16 protein-coding genes are annotated in these 14,928 nt (G+C 65.3%); 12 read left to right on the top strand and 4 right to left on the bottom strand.

Features of this window, described 5'->3' with window-relative positions:
- Positions 1 to 2 precede the first annotated feature (2 nt).
- From X268_RS17490 to hemB, 3 genes are all read right to left on the bottom strand, one after another.
- Positions 3 to 779, bottom strand: a complete 777-nt coding sequence (locus X268_RS17490; protein ID WP_128926091.1) for an arginyltransferase — start codon at positions 777 to 779, stop codon at positions 3 to 5.
- Positions 780 to 933: 154 nt separating this feature from the next.
- On the bottom strand, positions 934 to 1,476 hold the full coding sequence (locus tag X268_RS17485; RefSeq protein ID WP_128926090.1) for an RDD family protein: 543 nt from the start codon (positions 1,474 to 1,476) through the stop codon (positions 934 to 936).
- 250 nt (positions 1,477 to 1,726) lie between these two features.
- Positions 1,727 to 2,788, bottom strand: coding sequence for a porphobilinogen synthase (gene hemB, locus X268_RS17480; RefSeq protein WP_128926089.1), 1,062 nt, complete (start codon positions 2,786 to 2,788; stop codon positions 1,727 to 1,729).
- Positions 2,789 to 2,925: 137 nt separating this feature from the next.
- Here hemB and X268_RS17475 point away from each other — a divergent pair, with 137 nt between their 5' ends.
- From X268_RS17475 to X268_RS17420, 12 genes are all read left to right on the top strand, one after another.
- Positions 2,926 to 3,423: a DUF6163 family protein gene (locus X268_RS17475; protein WP_128926088.1), complete on the top strand. Its 498-nt coding sequence runs from the start codon at positions 2,926 to 2,928 to the stop codon at positions 3,421 to 3,423.
- A 500-nt stretch (positions 3,424 to 3,923) separates the two neighbouring features.
- Positions 3,924 to 4,442, top strand: a complete 519-nt coding sequence (ldtR, locus tag X268_RS17470; protein ID WP_018320040.1) for a transcriptional regulator LdtR — start codon at positions 3,924 to 3,926, stop codon at positions 4,440 to 4,442.
- 199 nt (positions 4,443 to 4,641) lie between these two features.
- Positions 4,642 to 4,878: a hypothetical protein gene (locus X268_RS17465; protein WP_128926087.1), complete on the top strand. Its 237-nt coding sequence runs from the start codon at positions 4,642 to 4,644 to the stop codon at positions 4,876 to 4,878.
- A 38-nt stretch (positions 4,879 to 4,916) separates the two neighbouring features.
- Positions 4,917 to 5,138 carry a hypothetical protein gene (locus X268_RS17460; protein ID WP_128926086.1) on the top strand — a complete coding sequence of 74 codons (222 nt, stop codon included), beginning with the start codon at positions 4,917 to 4,919 and terminating at the stop codon, positions 5,136 to 5,138.
- Between the two features lie 269 nt (positions 5,139 to 5,407).
- Positions 5,408 to 6,718 carry a serine hydroxymethyltransferase gene (glyA, locus tag X268_RS17455; protein ID WP_128926085.1) on the top strand — a complete coding sequence of 437 codons (1,311 nt, stop codon included), beginning with the start codon at positions 5,408 to 5,410 and terminating at the stop codon, positions 6,716 to 6,718.
- Between the two features lie 16 nt (positions 6,719 to 6,734).
- Complete coding sequence (gene nrdR, locus X268_RS17450; protein WP_028135990.1) at positions 6,735 to 7,217, top strand: transcriptional regulator NrdR; 483 nt, start codon at positions 6,735 to 6,737, stop codon at positions 7,215 to 7,217.
- Positions 7,214 to 8,362, top strand: a complete 1,149-nt coding sequence (gene ribD, locus X268_RS17445; protein ID WP_128926084.1) for a bifunctional diaminohydroxyphosphoribosylaminopyrimidine deaminase/5-amino-6-(5-phosphoribosylamino)uracil reductase RibD — start codon at positions 7,214 to 7,216, stop codon at positions 8,360 to 8,362. Before nrdR ends, ribD begins: the two co-directional genes overlap by 4 nt.
- Positions 8,362 to 8,985 carry a riboflavin synthase gene (locus X268_RS17440; protein WP_128926083.1) on the top strand — a complete coding sequence of 208 codons (624 nt, stop codon included), beginning with the start codon at positions 8,362 to 8,364 and terminating at the stop codon, positions 8,983 to 8,985. Before ribD ends, X268_RS17440 begins: the two co-directional genes overlap by 1 nt.
- Positions 8,986 to 9,147: 162 nt before the next feature.
- Positions 9,148 to 9,639 (top strand): 6,7-dimethyl-8-ribityllumazine synthase, encoded by a 492-nt coding sequence (gene ribH, locus X268_RS17435; RefSeq protein WP_128929301.1) that lies wholly within the window; start codon positions 9,148 to 9,150, stop codon positions 9,637 to 9,639.
- Positions 9,640 to 9,643: 4 nt separating this feature from the next.
- Positions 9,644 to 10,135, top strand: coding sequence for a transcription antitermination factor NusB (gene nusB, locus X268_RS17430; RefSeq protein WP_128926082.1), 492 nt, complete (start codon positions 9,644 to 9,646; stop codon positions 10,133 to 10,135).
- A gap of 154 nt (positions 10,136 to 10,289) precedes the next feature.
- The gene (thiL, locus tag X268_RS17425; RefSeq protein WP_128926081.1) at positions 10,290 to 11,291 is read left to right on the top strand and encodes a thiamine-phosphate kinase; all 1,002 of its coding nucleotides are present in this window, start codon (positions 10,290 to 10,292) and stop codon (positions 11,289 to 11,291) included.
- 235 nt (positions 11,292 to 11,526) lie between these two features.
- The gene (locus tag X268_RS17420; protein WP_128926080.1) at positions 11,527 to 13,647 is read left to right on the top strand and encodes a sodium-translocating pyrophosphatase; all 2,121 of its coding nucleotides are present in this window, start codon (positions 11,527 to 11,529) and stop codon (positions 13,645 to 13,647) included.
- A gap of 173 nt (positions 13,648 to 13,820) precedes the next feature.
- On the opposite strand, the gene X268_RS17415 is transcribed toward X268_RS17420, so the two are convergent.
- The gene (locus tag X268_RS17415; RefSeq protein ID WP_164938153.1) at positions 13,821 to 14,810 is read right to left on the bottom strand and encodes a Bug family tripartite tricarboxylate transporter substrate binding protein; all 990 of its coding nucleotides are present in this window, start codon (positions 14,808 to 14,810) and stop codon (positions 13,821 to 13,823) included.
- Positions 14,811 to 14,928 lie beyond the last annotated feature (118 nt).

Genomic DNA, 14,928 nt, shown 5'->3' with positions numbered 1-14,928 from the left:
CCTCAATCCTGCGGCTCGGACGCCGCATCGCCCTGTGCGTCGATGCGCAGCCAGCCGGAGGGGGCGAGGCGCTGTTGCGGCAGGAAGCGGGCCTTGTAGTCCATCTTCTTGGAGCCCTCGATCCAGTAGCCGAGATAGACGTAAGGCAGCCCTTGCCGGCGGGCGCGCGCGATGTGGTCGAGGATCATGAAGGTGCCCATCGAGCGGCTGACCTGGCTCGGCTCGAAGAACGAATAGACCATCGACAGGCCGTCGCTGAGCACGTCGGTGAGCGCCACCGCGATCAGCTCCTCGCCGCGGCCGGTGAGGCCGCTGTCGGGGCCGCGCTTGCGGTATTCGATGATGCGGGTCTCGACATGGCTGTCCTCGACCATCATGGCGTAGTCGAGCACGGTCATGTCGGCCATGCCGCCATGGCGGTGGCGGGCGTCGAGATAGGCGCGGAACACCGAATATTGCTCGGAGGTGGGGACCGCGCTGCGCTGCTCGCCGATGATGTCGGCATTGCGGGCCATCACCTTGCGGAAGTTGCGGGAGGGGCGGAATTCGTTGGCGACGACCCGGACGGAGACGCAGGCGCGGCACTGGTCGCAGGCCGGCCGGTAGGCGATCGATTGGCTGCGGCGGAAGCCGCCATGGGTCAGGAGGTCGTTGAGGTCGCCGGCCCGGTCGCCGACCAGATGCGTGAACACCTTGCGCTCATGCCGGCCCGGCAGATACGGGCAGGGCGAGGGCGCCGTGAGGTAAAATTGGGGGGTGTCGCGCGAGTGCTGGGTCAAGGGACGTCGTGGGCCTCCGAAGTGAGTATCAGCATCGCGCTACGGAAGCTCCCGGTCAATTGGTCTGCTCGGCAGGTCAGATCGGCAATCAGCTTAGTGGGTCCCGGTTAGTAGGCCGTTGCTCACCAGGTCCTTGGCTCACCTGGTCCTTGGCTCACCAGGTCCTCGCCGCCTGCGGCACCGGCGCGCGGACCGAATTGTTGATCACGACCGTTCCCAGCACGAAATCGTGCAGCAAGCGCCGGCGGCTGTTGAACAGCCCGACCAGGACCACGAAGGGCGACAGGAACGAGACCGTCACCCAGAACAGCACGGCGTGGGTGGCGCCGAGCACGAAATAGCCGGGCGCGCCGTACCAGGTGCGCAGCTCCAGATCCATCAGGCGCATGCCGATCGTCGCCGACGAAGGGCCGCCGATGCAGGCGCCGTAATAGACGATGGCCCAGATGACGGAGGCCGGCCAGGCCAGCCAGAACAGCGCCCAGCCGATGCCGAGCGTGACCACGCCGAACAATGCGATGAAGATGTAGCCGAGGATCACCGGCACCGAGATCACGACCATGTCGATCAGGAAGGCGAACGCCCGCCGCGTCGCAACGCCACGGAACAGTTCCGGATGCAGATCGGGGTCGTAGGCGTGCGGTTGCACGGCACCGTCATTGCGCCAAGCGCCTGAATTGCCCGAGTCGTACGACATGGTCCGTCCTCCCAGCGGGAAACAGAGGGAAAACCCTCAAGGCAGGACATGGGAACAGGCCACCTCCGTGCCAAGGGCGCACGGGCATTAACAAGCCGAAATATTCCGGCGATTCGGGGGCGGTTCTCGCAGCACGGTCATTCCGGGGGCGGTCTGGAGGACCGAACCGGGAATCTCGAGATTCCGGATTCGATGCTAACGCATCGCCCCGGAACGACGAGAGTTGCTCAACGCATTCGCTCCACGGCACCTACACTTGGCTGCGCAGCTTCTCGGCCGCCTTTGGCGCAAAATAGCTCAGCACGCCGTCGGCGCCGGCGCGCTTGAACGCGAGCAGGCTCTCCATCATCGCGCGCTCGCCGTCGAGCCAGCCGTTGTTGGCGGCGGCGGCGATCATCGCGTATTCGCCCGACACCTGATAGGCGAAGGTCGGCATCGCAAAGGTGTCCTTCACGCGGCGGACCACGTCGAGATACGGCATGCCGGGCTTCACCATCACCATGTCGGCGCCCTCGGCGATATCGAGCTCGACCTCGCGCAGCGCCTCGTCGGTGTTGGCGCTGTCCATCTGATAGGTGCGCTTGTCGCCGGTGAGCGTCTTGGCCGAGCCGATGGCGTCGCGGAACGGGCCATAGAAGGCGGAGGCGTATTTGGCCGCATAGGCCATGATCTGCACGTCGAGCAGGCCGGAGCGATCCAGCGCCTCGCGGATCGCGGCAACGCGGCCGTCCATCATGTCGGACGGCGCGATGATGTCGCAGCCGGCTTCAGCCTGCACCAGCGCCTGGCGCACCAGCACGGCGACCGTCTCGTCGTTCAAGATCTTGCCATCGGAGATCAGGCCGTCATGACCGTGGCTGGTGAAAGGATCGAGCGCGACGTCGCAGAGGACGCCGATCTCCGGAAACTCCTTCTTGATTGCTCGCACGGCCTGGCAGACCAGATTATTCGGGTTGGTTGCCTCCGAGCCTTCCTCGTCGCGCAAGGACGGCTCGGTGTAGGGAAACAGCGCGATGCAGGGGATGGTGAGCTTCATCGCGCGCTCGGCCTCGCGCACGGCCTGGTCGACGCTGAGGCGCTCGACGCCGGGCATCGAGGCGACCTGCTCGCGCTTGTTGTTGCCGTCGATCAGAAACAGCGGCCAAATCAGATCGTCGGTGGTGAGCACATTCTCCCGCACCATGCGCCGGGCCCATTCGGCCTTGCGGTTGCGGCGCGGACGGACGGTCAGATCGAGGGCGTGGGGCACCGCCGTGCCTTCGCGGCGCGACACCTCGCGCAATTCGATCGGACGTCCGTATTTGATCGCCATCACTCTTCCTCCGGCTGGAATTATTCTTATCCCAGCTCGCACGGTTCCCGTCACCGCGGCTTGCCCTGCCGCAAGGCAGAGTTGAACTGAAGGCGCAGCCGATTGATTTTGCAGGGCGAAGCAGCCACAAGGGGCCCATGTCCGAGATCTCCACCCGCGATGCGGCCCGCGACGGCGCCAGGGACGCTGCCAGAGACACCGCCAGAGAGACGGCCATGTCGGTCGCGGCGCTCTCGTCGGAGCGGGCCGAGTCCGACGACAATGTCTGGACGCGCCGCCTGGTGCTGTTCCTGCGGGTGATGGCACTGCTCTCGATCCTGAAAGGTCTCTATCACTGGGCGCAGGTGACGGGCTTCGTCGGCGGCGAGGACGAGGCGTTCGAGAACCAGTCGATGGCCTGGCAGGCGGCGACCGTCTACTTCGCGGTGATCGAGCTCGTCGCTGCGGTCGGGCTGTGGCTGGCAACGCCGTGGGGCGCGGTGGTGTGGCTGACCACTGTGGTCTCGATGGCGGTGATCGAGCTGATGTTCCCGGGCATCTACGGCGGCAGCCTGATCGTCGTCGGCGTCGAGGCCTTCATGCTCGCCGCTTATCTTGCGCTCGCGTGGATGGCCGCGCGTGAACGGCCGCCGTAGGCGACAACGCCGCGATCAACAATGCTCTCGTGCCGGGACGCAGCTCACCTTAGCGGTGCGCTGCGGAGCCGGGGCCTATCTCTCCAACATCCCGTTTGTGGCTTCTGGGTCCGGGATCTTCGCTTCGCTCGTCCAGGACACGAGAGCGGAGTTGTGCGCGTTTGGTTGACCGCTGGTTGCCTAAAATTTGCGGTAAGTTTTCGTTGCCCAGCCGGTTCCGCCACAGCCGTTACGCCCGCGTTTCGAAACGGGGCGGGGCTGTTCTGGAATGCGACAGTTGCGGCGGACGGAGGGTGAACAGGACCTTGCGAAGGTCAACAGAGCCTTTCGAAAAGTGCTTGTGGCACAGGCTTAATCCGCAATTCACTGTCTTAAATTCATGATCTCTTTATTCTCTTATTTAAGCCGATCTTCAAACGCGCCCCTTAAGTTGCACCTATCAGACGGGACACAAGTTTCGTCGAATAAGTGTCGATAAAAACGACTACAGGGGAAGTGTCATGATGAAAGCCGTCGCAACTGCGGCAGATACCGCAGAGCGCGTCTCCGGCCAGCAGGGTTCGGTGCAGTCGCTCTATCTGGAAGCTTTGACTCTGGTGGAGCGGCTGCATCGCCGGCTCCTCGACGTGATCAAGGACGAATTCGATCGCCGCGGCCGTGCGGACATCAACTCGGTCCAGGCGCTCTTGCTCTATAACATCGGCGACAAGGAGCTGACCGCGGGCGAGCTGCGCACGCGCGGTTACTATCTCGGCTCCAACGTCTCCTACAATCTGAAGAAGCTCGTCGAGCTTGGCTTCCTCGATCATCAGCGCTCGCGCGTCGATCGCCGCTCGGTGCGCATCCGCCTGACCCCCCAGGGCCAGGAAGTCCGCCGCATCGTCGATGCGCTCTACCAGAAGCACGTCAAGACGGTGGAGCAGGTCGGCGGCATCTCGGGCGAGGAGTTCTCGACCCTGAACAAGTCGCTGCACCGCCTCGAGCGGTTCTGGACTGACCAGATCCTGTATCGGCTCTGATTTTCCAAGGGATCAAGGCCAAGCCGGCCCGCGACAAGATCGGCAAGCCTCCCGAACGTGCCTGACTTCCCCAAGCGCGCCGGCCCGGAGTTGCCCCGGACCGGTGCGTTTTATATTTTGCACCTGCGAAATAATTTCGCGGATGCGAGGAACAAGGTCCATCCTCACGGCTTATCTCCTTCGGATCGGAGACAAGTCGATGCTGGTCGAGCGCGGGCTTCAGGTGATGAACGTGGAACTCGTGAGCGAGGCCTACGCCATCGCCGCGAATTCCCTCCGCCGTTCCGGCGCGATCCCCGATACGCTCGTCACCGACGAACGCCTGCTCGGGGTCATCGTCAAGCTGCTCCAGCACGGCGAATTCAACAAGATCAGGCTCGCCAACAAGGCAATCGCCCGGTTCCTGGCGCAATCCGAGGTCCGCGCGGTTGCCTGATCAACAATCCCAAAATGCCGACGAACCAGAGGGGTGCCATGGAAGCCGCCATCGACCGCATCATGCAGACCTATGACCTGCTCGCCAACCGCACCGCAGCGGCCAGCGAGGAGGCGCGGGCCAAGGTCACGAACTATCTCAACATCCTGGTCGAAGCCGGCGAGAAAGACACTCACAGGTTGACGGTCTGCGGCCTGACCTATCTGCGCCAGCTCGACGGCAGCATCGACCCGGTGAAGGCGGGATATACCGGGCTGTAGCTGAGAGGCCGGTTACACCGCTGGCTACGGACGCAAGGAAAGAGGCCCGAAGCGGCCCATTTTGAAGGTGCTCGCAGAGGGGCGGTTCCATAGAACCGCCTTAGCGTCGAAAACCCTCAATCCCCACCATATCTTGCATAAATATCAGGCCCCACCCGCAAATGCTTGGCCTGTTGCGGGCGATGTGGTAGATCGCGCGTGCTTCCGAACGCCACACCAGACCCGCCCGTAGCCCGCCAAAAGGCTGCGGCGGTGGAGATATTCGCAAGATGACCCTCGCCAAGAACTCTAAAGCGTCCGCCTCCGCGCCCGATTCGTTTTTCTCCGCCTCGCTCGAGCAGGCCGACCCGGAAATCGCCGCCGCCATCAAGGGCGAGCTCGGCCGTCAGCGCCACGAGGTCGAGCTGATCGCCTCCGAGAACATCGTCAGCCGGGCCGTGCTGGAAGCGCAGGGTTCGGTCATGACCAACAAATATGCGGAAGGCTATCCGGGCGCGCGCTATTACGGCGGTTGTGAGTGGGTCGACGTCGCCGAGAACCTCGCGATCGATCGCGCCAAGAAGCTGTTCGGCGCCAATTTCGCCAACGTGCAGCCGAACTCGGGCAGCCAGATGAACCAGGCGGTGTTCCTGGCGCTGCTGCAGCCCGGCGACACCTTCATGGGTCTCGATCTCGCCGCCGGCGGTCATCTCACCCACGGCTCGCCCGTCAACATGAGCGGCAAGTGGTTCAAGGCCGCGCACTACACCGTGCGCCGCGAGGACCAGATCATCGACATGGATGCGGTGGCCAAGCAGGCCGAACAGGTCAAGCCGAAGCTGATCGTCGCCGGCGGGTCGGCCTATTCGCGCGCCTGGGACTTCAAGCGCTTCCGCGAGATCGCCGACAGCGTCGGCGCTTATCTGCTGGTCGACATGGCGCACTTCGCAGGCCTCGTCGCCGGCGGCGTGCATGCTTCGCCGGTGCCCCATGCCCACATCACCACCACAACGACGCACAAGTCGCTGCGCGGTCCCCGCGGCGGCCTGATGCTGTGGAATGACGAGACGCTGACCAAGAAGTTCAACTCGGCGATCTTCCCGGGCCTGCAGGGCGGCCCGCTGATGCACGTGATCGCGGCGAAGGCGGTCGCCTTCGGCGAGGCGCTGCGTCCGGACTTCAAGGTCTACGCCAAGAACGTCGTCGAGAACGCCAAGGCGCTGGCGGAAGCGATGAAGAGCCACGGCTTCGACATCGTCTCCGGCGGCACCGACAACCATCTGATGCTGGTCGATCTCAGGCCGAAGGGCCTGAAGGGCAACGTCTCGGAGAAGGCGCTGGTCCGTGCCGCCATCACCTGCAACAAGAACGGCATTCCGTTTGATCCGGAGTCGCCGTTTGTCACCTCCGGTATTCGTCTGGGCACGCCGGCGGCGACCACGCGCGGCTTCGGCGTCGCCGAATTCCAGCAAGTCGGCGGCATGATCGCCGAGGTCCTGAACGCGATCGCGCAGTCCTCCGACGGCAAGGCGCCGCTGGTGGAAGCTGCGATCAAGGAACGGGTCAAGGCGCTCACCGATCGGTTCCCGATCTACCAGTAAGGCCTGGGGTACACGGATGCGCTGCCCGAACTGCAACAGTCTCGATACGCAGGTGAAGGACTCGCGTCCGACCGAGGACTCGTCCGTGATCCGCAGGCGGCGCGTGTGCGTCGCCTGCAATTTCCGCTTCACCACCTTCGAGCGCGTGCAGCTGCGCGAGCTCACGGTGATCAAGCGCAACGGCCGCCGCGTGCCGTTCGATCGCGACAAGCTGATGCGTTCGGTCCAGATCTCGTTGCGCAAGCGGCAGGTCGAGCCGGAGCGCGTGGAGAAGATGGTCTCCACCATCGTGCGCGAGCTCGAGACCGGGGGCGAGGCCGAGATCTCCTCGGAGGTGATCGGCGAGACCGTGATGGAGCATCTGCGCACGCTCGACGACGTCGCCTATGTGCGCTTCGCCTCGGTCTACCGCAATTTCCGCGAAGCCAAGGATTTCGCCGAGGTGCTCGGCGAGCTCTCCGGTGAGGAGGAAGCGCGGCTCGCCGCGATCCGCAAATGATCTTCCGCATCCTGGAAGACCAGTTCGCGCAGAAGGCCCGCGAGGCCAAGGACGCCGATCTTCGTTTCATGCAGCTGGCGCTTTCGCTCGGCCGGCGCGGGCAGGGACGCACCTGGCCCAATCCGGCGGTCGGCGCCGTCGTCGTCAGGGACGGGGTGATCGTCGGCCGCGGCTGGACCCAGCCGGGAGGACGGCCGCACGCCGAGCCGGAAGCGTTACGACGGGCGGGTGAGGCGGCGCGGGGCGCCGCGCTCTACGTCACGCTGGAGCCGTGCTCGCATTTCGGCAAATCGCCGCCATGCGCCGATGCGGTGATCGCCGCCGGCATCAAGCGGGTGGTGGCGGCGATCGAGGATCCCAATCCCGAGGTCGCGGGGCAGGGGCATGCACGCCTGCGGGCTGCCGGCGTCCATGTGGACGTGGGCCTGTGCGCGGCGGAAGCCGCCTTCGATCATGCCGGGCATTTCCGTCGCATCCGCGACAAGCGCCCGCATGTGATCCTGAAACTCGCGGTGTCACCCGATGGCAAGATCGGCGCCGCCGGCGGCAAGCCGGTCGCGATCACCGGGGAGGCGGCGCGCAATCGCGTGCATCTCTTGCGCGCGCAGAGCGACGCGATCCTGGTCGGCATCGGAACGGTGCTGGCGGACGATCCGGTTCTCACCTGCCGTCTACCGGGCATGGCGTCGCGATCACCGGTGCGCGTGGTGCTCGATCAGAGCCTGCGCATTCCCGGTGCGAGCAGGCTTGTGGGCTCCGCGCGCGAGACGCCGCTCTGGGTGGTGGGGTCTGACCTCGCGGAAGCCGCGGCCGCAACGCGGCTTGGGGCGGCAGGCGCGCAAATATTGCGTGTGCCCGCCGGCGGTGCTTCCGGGCTCGATCTGCCGGCCGTGCTGCATGCGCTGGCCGGGAAGGGCATCACCCGCCTGATGGTTGAGGGCGGCAGCCGGGTTGCATCCTCGTTCGTCGCGGCCGATCTGGTCGACGAGATCTGGCTGTTCCGCGGCGTGGAAGCGGTGGGCAGTGCGGGCGTCGATGCGCTCGATGCATTGCCCCTGTCGAAAATCACGCAGTCGCAGGCCTACAAGGTTCATGCTAGCGAGACATTCGGCAACGATACTCTTACCATCTACGAGCGCGCGTAATGTTCACCGGCATTGTCACCGATATCGGCGAGATCGTCAGCTTCACGCCAACGGCGCAGGGGCAGCTGCACCGGCTGCGTATTGCCTGTCGCTACGATCAGACCACCATTGCCGACGGCGCCTCGATCGCCTGCAACGGCGTCTGCCTGACCGTGGTCGCCTCGGGCGTCGCTGACGGCAAGGATTCTTCTCAAAAGACCTGGTTCGATGTCGATACCGCGGCCGAGACGCTGGCGCTGACGACGGCAAAGCACTGGAGGGTTGGGACGAGGCTCAACCTCGAGCGTGCGCTGAAGATCGGCGACGAGCTCGGCGGCCATATCGTCGCCGGCCATGCCGACGGGATCGCGACCATCGTAAGCCGCGAAGACCTGCCCGACATGGCGCGCTTCGTGCTCTCGACGACACGCGAGTTGGCGCGCTTCATCGCCACCAAGGGCTCGATCACGCTCGACGGCGTCTCGCTGACGATCAATACGGTTGCAGACGTGACCTTTTCGGTGCTGATCATCCCGCACACGTTGACGGTTACGACCATCGGCGGCTGGAAGGCGGGGGACGAGGTCAATATCGAGGTCGATCTGATGGCCCGCTATGCGGCGCGGCTGACGGAAATGAAGTGACCGGCGTAGCCGGTCATTCCGGGGCGATGCGTCAGCATCGAACCCGGAATCTCGAGATTCCGGGTTCGGCTCTTCGAGCCGCCCCGGAATGACGTTTCTAACTTGGCTTACATGCTTCCGGCGACTACATAGCGCCGACCCCTTTCGAAACGGATCTTGACGATGGCAGACGCGCGGCGCGCACCCCTGAAGGACCAGACCGACATTTCCGGCGCGCGCGCGCTGATTGTCGAGGCACGGTTCTATGACGATCTCCAGGACGCACTTCTGGACGGTGCAGTTGCCGAGCTGAAGGCGGCCGGCCTCACCCATGACGTCATCACCGTTCCCGGCGCGCTGGAAATCCCGGCGGCCGTGGCCATCGCGGTCGATGCGGCTGCGGCGAACGGCAAGCCCTACGACGCCGTGATCGCACTCGGCTGCGTGATCCGCGGCGACACCATCCATTTCGAGATCGTGTCGCAGGAATCCTCGCGCGCGCTGATGGACCTTGCGGTGTCGCGGAAACTGCCGCTCGGCAACGGCATTCTCACCGTCAACACCGAGGACCAGGCCTGGGCGCGGGCGCGCGCCAGCGAGCTCAACAAGGGCGGCGATGCCGCGCGCGCGGCGCTTGCGATGCTACGCATCAAGCGCCGCCTGGCGCGGACCTGAAGCCATGGCTGATACCAAGAAACCGGCGGCTGCGGAGAAGAAAGCGAACCGGCGCGGTGCGGCGCGGCTCGCCGCTGTGCAGGCGCTGTACCAGATGGACATTGCGGGCGCCGGCATCAACGACATCTTCGCCGAGTTCGAGAGCCATTGGCTCGGCAACGAGGTCGAGGGCGACACCTACCTGCCGGCGGAAGCGGCGTTCTTCCGCGACGTCGTCTCGGGCGTGGTGCGCGACCAGAAGAAGCTCGATCCCCTGATCGACGAGGCGCTGTCGAAGGGCTGGCCGCTGAAGCGGATCGAGGCGATCCTGCGCGCGGTGCTGCGGGCCGGGGCCTACGAGCTCCAGCATCGCAAGGACGTGCCGGGCCGTGTCGTCGTCTCCGAATATGTCGATGTCGCCAACGCCTTCGTCGACCGGGAGGAGACCGGCATGGTCAATGCCGTGCTCGACCAGATCGGCCGCCAGTTTCGCGGCGACGAGTTCGGGCGGGGGTAGTTGAGACATCGACTTCCGCCGTAGCCGTCACCCTGAGGTGCCGGAGCGAAGCGGAGGCCTCGAAGGGCGGCGGCGTGCCGCTGAGGTCGCACCTCGGCCGTCCATCCTTCGAGGCTCGCAAGGGCTCGCACCTCAGGATGACGGGTCGGCTATCGTGACACAGGACAGAACACAGCCCTCCGCCGAAGACTCCCTCATCGCGCGCTATTTCAAGCCGCTGGCGACCGATCCCGGCGCATTCGGGCTGGTCGATGATGCCGCGGTGCTGTCCTCGTCCGGCGACGACATCGTCGTCACCACCGACGCCATCGTCGAGGGCGTGCACTATCTTGCCAGCGATCCGCCTGAGACCATCGCGCGCAAGGCGTTGCGGGTGAACCTGTCCGACCTGGCCGCCAAGGGCGCGATGCCGGCCGGCTTCGTGCTGACGCTGGCACTGCGCAGCAAGGAGGATTCCTGGCTGCGGCCCTTCGCGGACGCGCTCGGTGAGGACGCAGCAGAATTCGCCTGTCCGCTGCTCGGCGGCGATACCGTCTCAACGCCAGGCCCGCAGATGATCTCGATCACCGCCTTCGGCCGCGTGCCGAAGGGGCGGATGGTCGGCCGGACCGGCGCTCGGCCGGGTGATCGCATTCTGGTGACGGGCACGATCGGCGATGCAGCGCTCGGCCTCGACGTGCTCAAGGGCGGCGCCGCAGCGGCGGTACTTGCGAGCGATCCCGCCGCAAGGGAAGCCCTGGTCTCGCGCTATCGTGTGCCGCAGCCGCGCAACGTGCTGGCGCGGGCGGTGCGCGATCATGCGACCGCAGCGATGGACGTCTCCGATGGCCTCGCCGGTGATCTGGTGAAACTCTGTGCGGCGTCCGGGGTGTCGGCCACGGTCGAGGTGGCAAGCGTGCCGCTCTCGGCCGCCGCAGCAAGCCTGGTCGCCCGCAACGTCGTTTGCGTCGAGACGCTGCTTGCGGGGGGCGACGATTACGAGGTGCTGTGCACCGTCCCGCCGGCGCAAGGCGATGCGCTGATTGCCGCCGGGCGGGCGGCCGGCCTTGCCGTCACCGCGATCGGCACGGTCGTCGCGGGGAAGGAGCGGGTGCGCTTCCTCGATGGGCAGGGCCAGGAACTGGCCTTGACGCGGCTCTCCTACAGCCACTTCTAGGAATTGCTCCAAACCAGCATCTTCGTTCTCGGCACTTGGTCTTAAATACCTGCCGAGATCGGCGTTTCCGGCCCGATCCGGCGTTGCACCCTCAATTTGATTTTGGCAAGCTTGCGGCTGACTGAAGCCGCCCCTTTTGGGCAAGGGGCGGCTTTGTTCGAAATCAAGGCGCCGCACCGCACGACGGACAACAAAAGGCGCCGGGGGTACATCAAGGATCTGAGGCAAAAATCACATGACAGCATTATGGTTGATAGTGCTCTGCGGAGTGCTTTCCGTCGTCTACGCGATTTGGGCGACGTCTTCGGTGTTGAGCGCGGATGCGGGGTCGCCGCGCATGCAGGAGATCGCGGGAGCGGTGCGTGAAGGCGCACAGGCCTACCTGCGGCGCCAGTACACCACGATCGGTATCGTCGGCATCGTCATCTTCGTGCTGCTTGCCTATTTCCTCGGACTTTACGTCGCGATCGGCTTCGCCATCGGCGCCATCCTGTCGGGTGCCGCGGGCTTCATCGGCATGAACGTCTCGGTTCGCGCCAATGTGCGCACGGCCCAGGCCGCGACGACGTCGCTCGCCGGCGGCCTCGAACTCGCCTTCAAGGCGGGCGCGATCACCGGCCTTCTGGTCGCAGGTCTGGCGCTGCTCGGGGTGACCCTCTATTTCGGCTTCCTGGTCCACTCGCTGAAGCTGGCGCCCGATAGCCGCACCGTGGTCGACGCCATGGTGGCCCTCGGCTTCGGCGCCTCGCTGATCTCGATCTTCGCCCGTCTCGGCGGCGGCATCTTCACCAAGGGTGCGGACGTCGGCGGCGATCTCGTCGGCAAGGTCGAGGCCGGCATTCCCGAGGACGATCCGCGCAATCCCGCGACCATCGCCGACAACGTCGGTGACAACGTCGGCGACTGCGCCGGCATGGCAGCCGACCTGTTCGAGACCTATGCGGTGACCGCGGTCGCCACCATGGTGCTGGCTGCGATCTTCTTCGCCAAGACGCCGATCCTCGCCAACATGATGACGCTGCCGCTCGCCATCGGCGGCATCTGCATCATCACCTCGATCATCGGCACCTTCTTCGTCAAGCTCGGGCCGAGCCAGTCGATCATGGGCGCGCTCTACAAGGGCCTGATCGCAACCGGCATCCTGTCGCTGATCGGCATCGCGCTGGTGATCTACTACCTGATCGGCTTCGGCAAGCTCGACGGCGTCGACTATACCGGCATGGCGCTGTTCGAATGCGGCGTGGTCGGCCTCGTCGTCACTGCCCTGATCATCTGGATCACCGAATACTACACCGGAACCGACTATCGTCCGGTGAAGTCGATCGCCCAGGCCTCGGTGACCGGCCACGGCACCAACGTGATCCAGGGCCTTGCCGTCTCGATGGAAGCGACCGCGCTGCCCGCGATCGTCATCATCGCCGGCATCCTGGTCACCTACAGCCTCGCCGGGCTGTTCGGCATCGCGATCGCGACCGCCACCATGCTGGCGCTCGCCGGCATGGTTGTCGCCCTCGACGCCTTCGGCCCCGTCACCGACAATGCCGGCGGCATTGCCGAGATGGCGGGCCTGCCGAAGGAGGTGCGCAAGTCGACCGACGCGCTCGACGCGGTCGGCAACACCACCAAGGCGGTCACCAAGGGCTATGCGATCGGTTCCGCCGGTCTCGGTGCCCTCGTGCTGTTCGCGGCCTACAACCAGGACCTCAAGTTCTTCGTCGGCGACAGCGCACACCATCCTTACTTCGCCGGCGTCAATCCGGACTTCTCGCTGAACAATCCTTATGTGGTGGTGGGCCTGCTGTTCGGCGGCCTCTTGCCCTACCTGTTCGGCGCGATGGGCATGACCGCGGTGGGCCGTGCGGCCGGCGCGATCGTCGAGGAGGTTCGTCGCCAGTTCCGCGAGAAGCCGGGCATCATGCAGGGCACCGACAAGCCGGACTACGGCAAGGCGGTCGACCTGCTCACCCGGGCAGCGATCAAGGAGATGATCATCCCCTCGTTGCTGCCGGTGCTGTCGCCGATCGTCGTCTACTTCGTGATCTACGCGATCGCGGGCGGCGGCGCGGCCGGCAAGTCGGCGGCGTTCTCTGCGGTCGGCGCCATGCTGCTCGGCGTCATCGTGACGGGCCTGTTCGTCGCGATCTCGATGACCTCGGGCGGCGGCGCCTGGGACAACGCCAAGAAGTACATCGAGGACGGTCATTTCGGCGGCAAGGGTTCTGATGCCCACAAGTCGGCGGTGACCGGCGACACCGTCGGCGATCCCTACAAGGACACGGCGGGACCTGCGGTGAACCCGATGATCAAGATCACCAACATCGTGGCCTTGCTGCTGCTGGCGATCCTGGCGCACTGATCGGCGCACACGTGACAAGAGAAAACCCCGCGGCGCGAGCCGCGGGGTTTTTGTTTCTCGCCGTCATTCCGGGGCGGTCCGAAGGACCGAACCTCAGGTGCGCAATTGCGCACCGGGGAATCTCGAGATTCCGGGTTCGGCTCTTTCGAGCCGCCCCGGAATGACGCTGCGCGTCACTGCACATCCATCTGCAGCCCTTCCTTCTGGATGATGCCGGCGAACTTCTTCGTCTCGGCGTCCACGAAGGCGGCGAACTGCTCCGGCGTGCCGTAGTCGGCGCGGGCGCCCATGGCGGCGATCTGCTTCTTGACGTCGTCGCGCTCGAGCATCGCCTTGACCTGAAGATTGAGCGCGTTCAGCACCTCGGGCGAGACGCCCTTGGGCAGGAACACCGAGAACCAGGACGAGATGTCGAAACTCGCCAGCTCCGGCGCGCTCTCGCGCATGGTCGGCAGGTTCGGCGCGAGGTCGCTGCGCTCGGTCGTGGTGACGCACAGACCGTTGAGCGTGCCGTTCTGCACCTGCGGCAGGCTCGGATAGAGATTGTCGAACAGGATCTGGATATCACCGGCAAGCGCGGCCTGGAGCGCGGGACCGGCGCCGCGGAACGGAATGTGGGTCATCTTCAGTCCGGTGAGCTGGAGGAACCAGGCGCCGGTGAGGTGAGGACTCTGGCCGACGCCGGAGGAGGCGTAGCTGAGCTTGTCCGGATTGGCCTTCAGGTACGCGATCAGCTCGGGAATCGATTTGATACCTGTCTTCGGATGCGCCGACACGATGTTCGGGATCCGGATCATGTTGGAGACCGGCTGAAGCTGGTCCGGCTTGTAGGTGAGATTCTTGAAGATGCTGTAGGCGATCGCATTCGGGCCCGGATTGCCGATCAGGATGGTGTGGCCATCGGGCTTGGCGCGGACCGCCTCGGCCGTGCCGATGGTGCCGCCGCCGCCAGAGCGGTTTTCCACCACGGCCGACTGGCCCCAGGCGGTCTGCAGATGCGCGGCTAGGAGCCGGCCCATGACGTCGGTCGACCCGCCGGCCGCGGCCGGCACGATGAGACGAACGGTCTCGGTCGGTTTCCAGTCGGCGAGGCTCGATCGCGGCAGGATCGCTGCGGCCGTGAGACCGGCAGCGCCGGTGAGCACAACTCGGCGGGACAACAAAGTGTTCTGGAGTTTAGCGTTCCGAAGGTCAGCGTTCTGTAATTTCTGGGGCACGAATCCCTCCCTGCTTCTTGCTTTGCAGGGAGCGTAGGGAACCGAGCTTGCGACGGCAAGTCGC

The sequence above is a fragment of the Bradyrhizobium guangxiense genome (assembly GCF_004114915.1).
In the GTDB taxonomy this organism is placed as follows: domain Bacteria; phylum Pseudomonadota; class Alphaproteobacteria; order Rhizobiales; family Xanthobacteraceae; genus Bradyrhizobium; species Bradyrhizobium guangxiense.
The sequence above is the reverse complement of the archived record's forward strand: the minus strand, read 5'-3'. Positions and strand labels throughout refer to the sequence as shown.

Excerpts from the sequence above, each read along its gene's own strand:
- X268_RS17485 (WP_128926090.1), bottom strand. The coding sequence starts at position 1,476 with ATGTCGTACGACTCGGGCAATTCAGGCGCTTGGCGCAATGACGGTGCC.
- hemB (WP_128926089.1), bottom strand. The coding sequence starts at position 2,788 with ATGGCGATCAAATACGGACGTCCGATCGAATTGCGCGAGGTGTCGCGC.
- X268_RS17475 (WP_128926088.1), top strand. The coding sequence starts at position 2,926 with ATGTCCGAGATCTCCACCCGCGATGCGGCCCGCGACGGCGCCAGGGAC.
- ldtR (WP_018320040.1), top strand. The coding sequence starts at position 3,924 with ATGATGAAAGCCGTCGCAACTGCGGCAGATACCGCAGAGCGCGTCTCC.
- X268_RS17465 (WP_128926087.1), top strand. The coding sequence starts at position 4,642 with ATGCTGGTCGAGCGCGGGCTTCAGGTGATGAACGTGGAACTCGTGAGC.
- X268_RS17460 (WP_128926086.1), top strand. The coding sequence starts at position 4,917 with ATGGAAGCCGCCATCGACCGCATCATGCAGACCTATGACCTGCTCGCC.
- glyA (WP_128926085.1), top strand. The coding sequence starts at position 5,408 with ATGACCCTCGCCAAGAACTCTAAAGCGTCCGCCTCCGCGCCCGATTCG.
- nrdR (WP_028135990.1), top strand. The coding sequence starts at position 6,735 with ATGCGCTGCCCGAACTGCAACAGTCTCGATACGCAGGTGAAGGACTCG.
- ribD (WP_128926084.1), top strand. The coding sequence starts at position 7,214 with ATGATCTTCCGCATCCTGGAAGACCAGTTCGCGCAGAAGGCCCGCGAG.
- X268_RS17440 (WP_128926083.1), top strand. The coding sequence starts at position 8,362 with ATGTTCACCGGCATTGTCACCGATATCGGCGAGATCGTCAGCTTCACG.
- ribH (WP_128929301.1), top strand. The coding sequence starts at position 9,148 with ATGGCAGACGCGCGGCGCGCACCCCTGAAGGACCAGACCGACATTTCC.
- nusB (WP_128926082.1), top strand. The coding sequence starts at position 9,644 with ATGGCTGATACCAAGAAACCGGCGGCTGCGGAGAAGAAAGCGAACCGG.
- X268_RS17420 (WP_128926080.1), top strand. The coding sequence starts at position 11,527 with ATGACAGCATTATGGTTGATAGTGCTCTGCGGAGTGCTTTCCGTCGTC.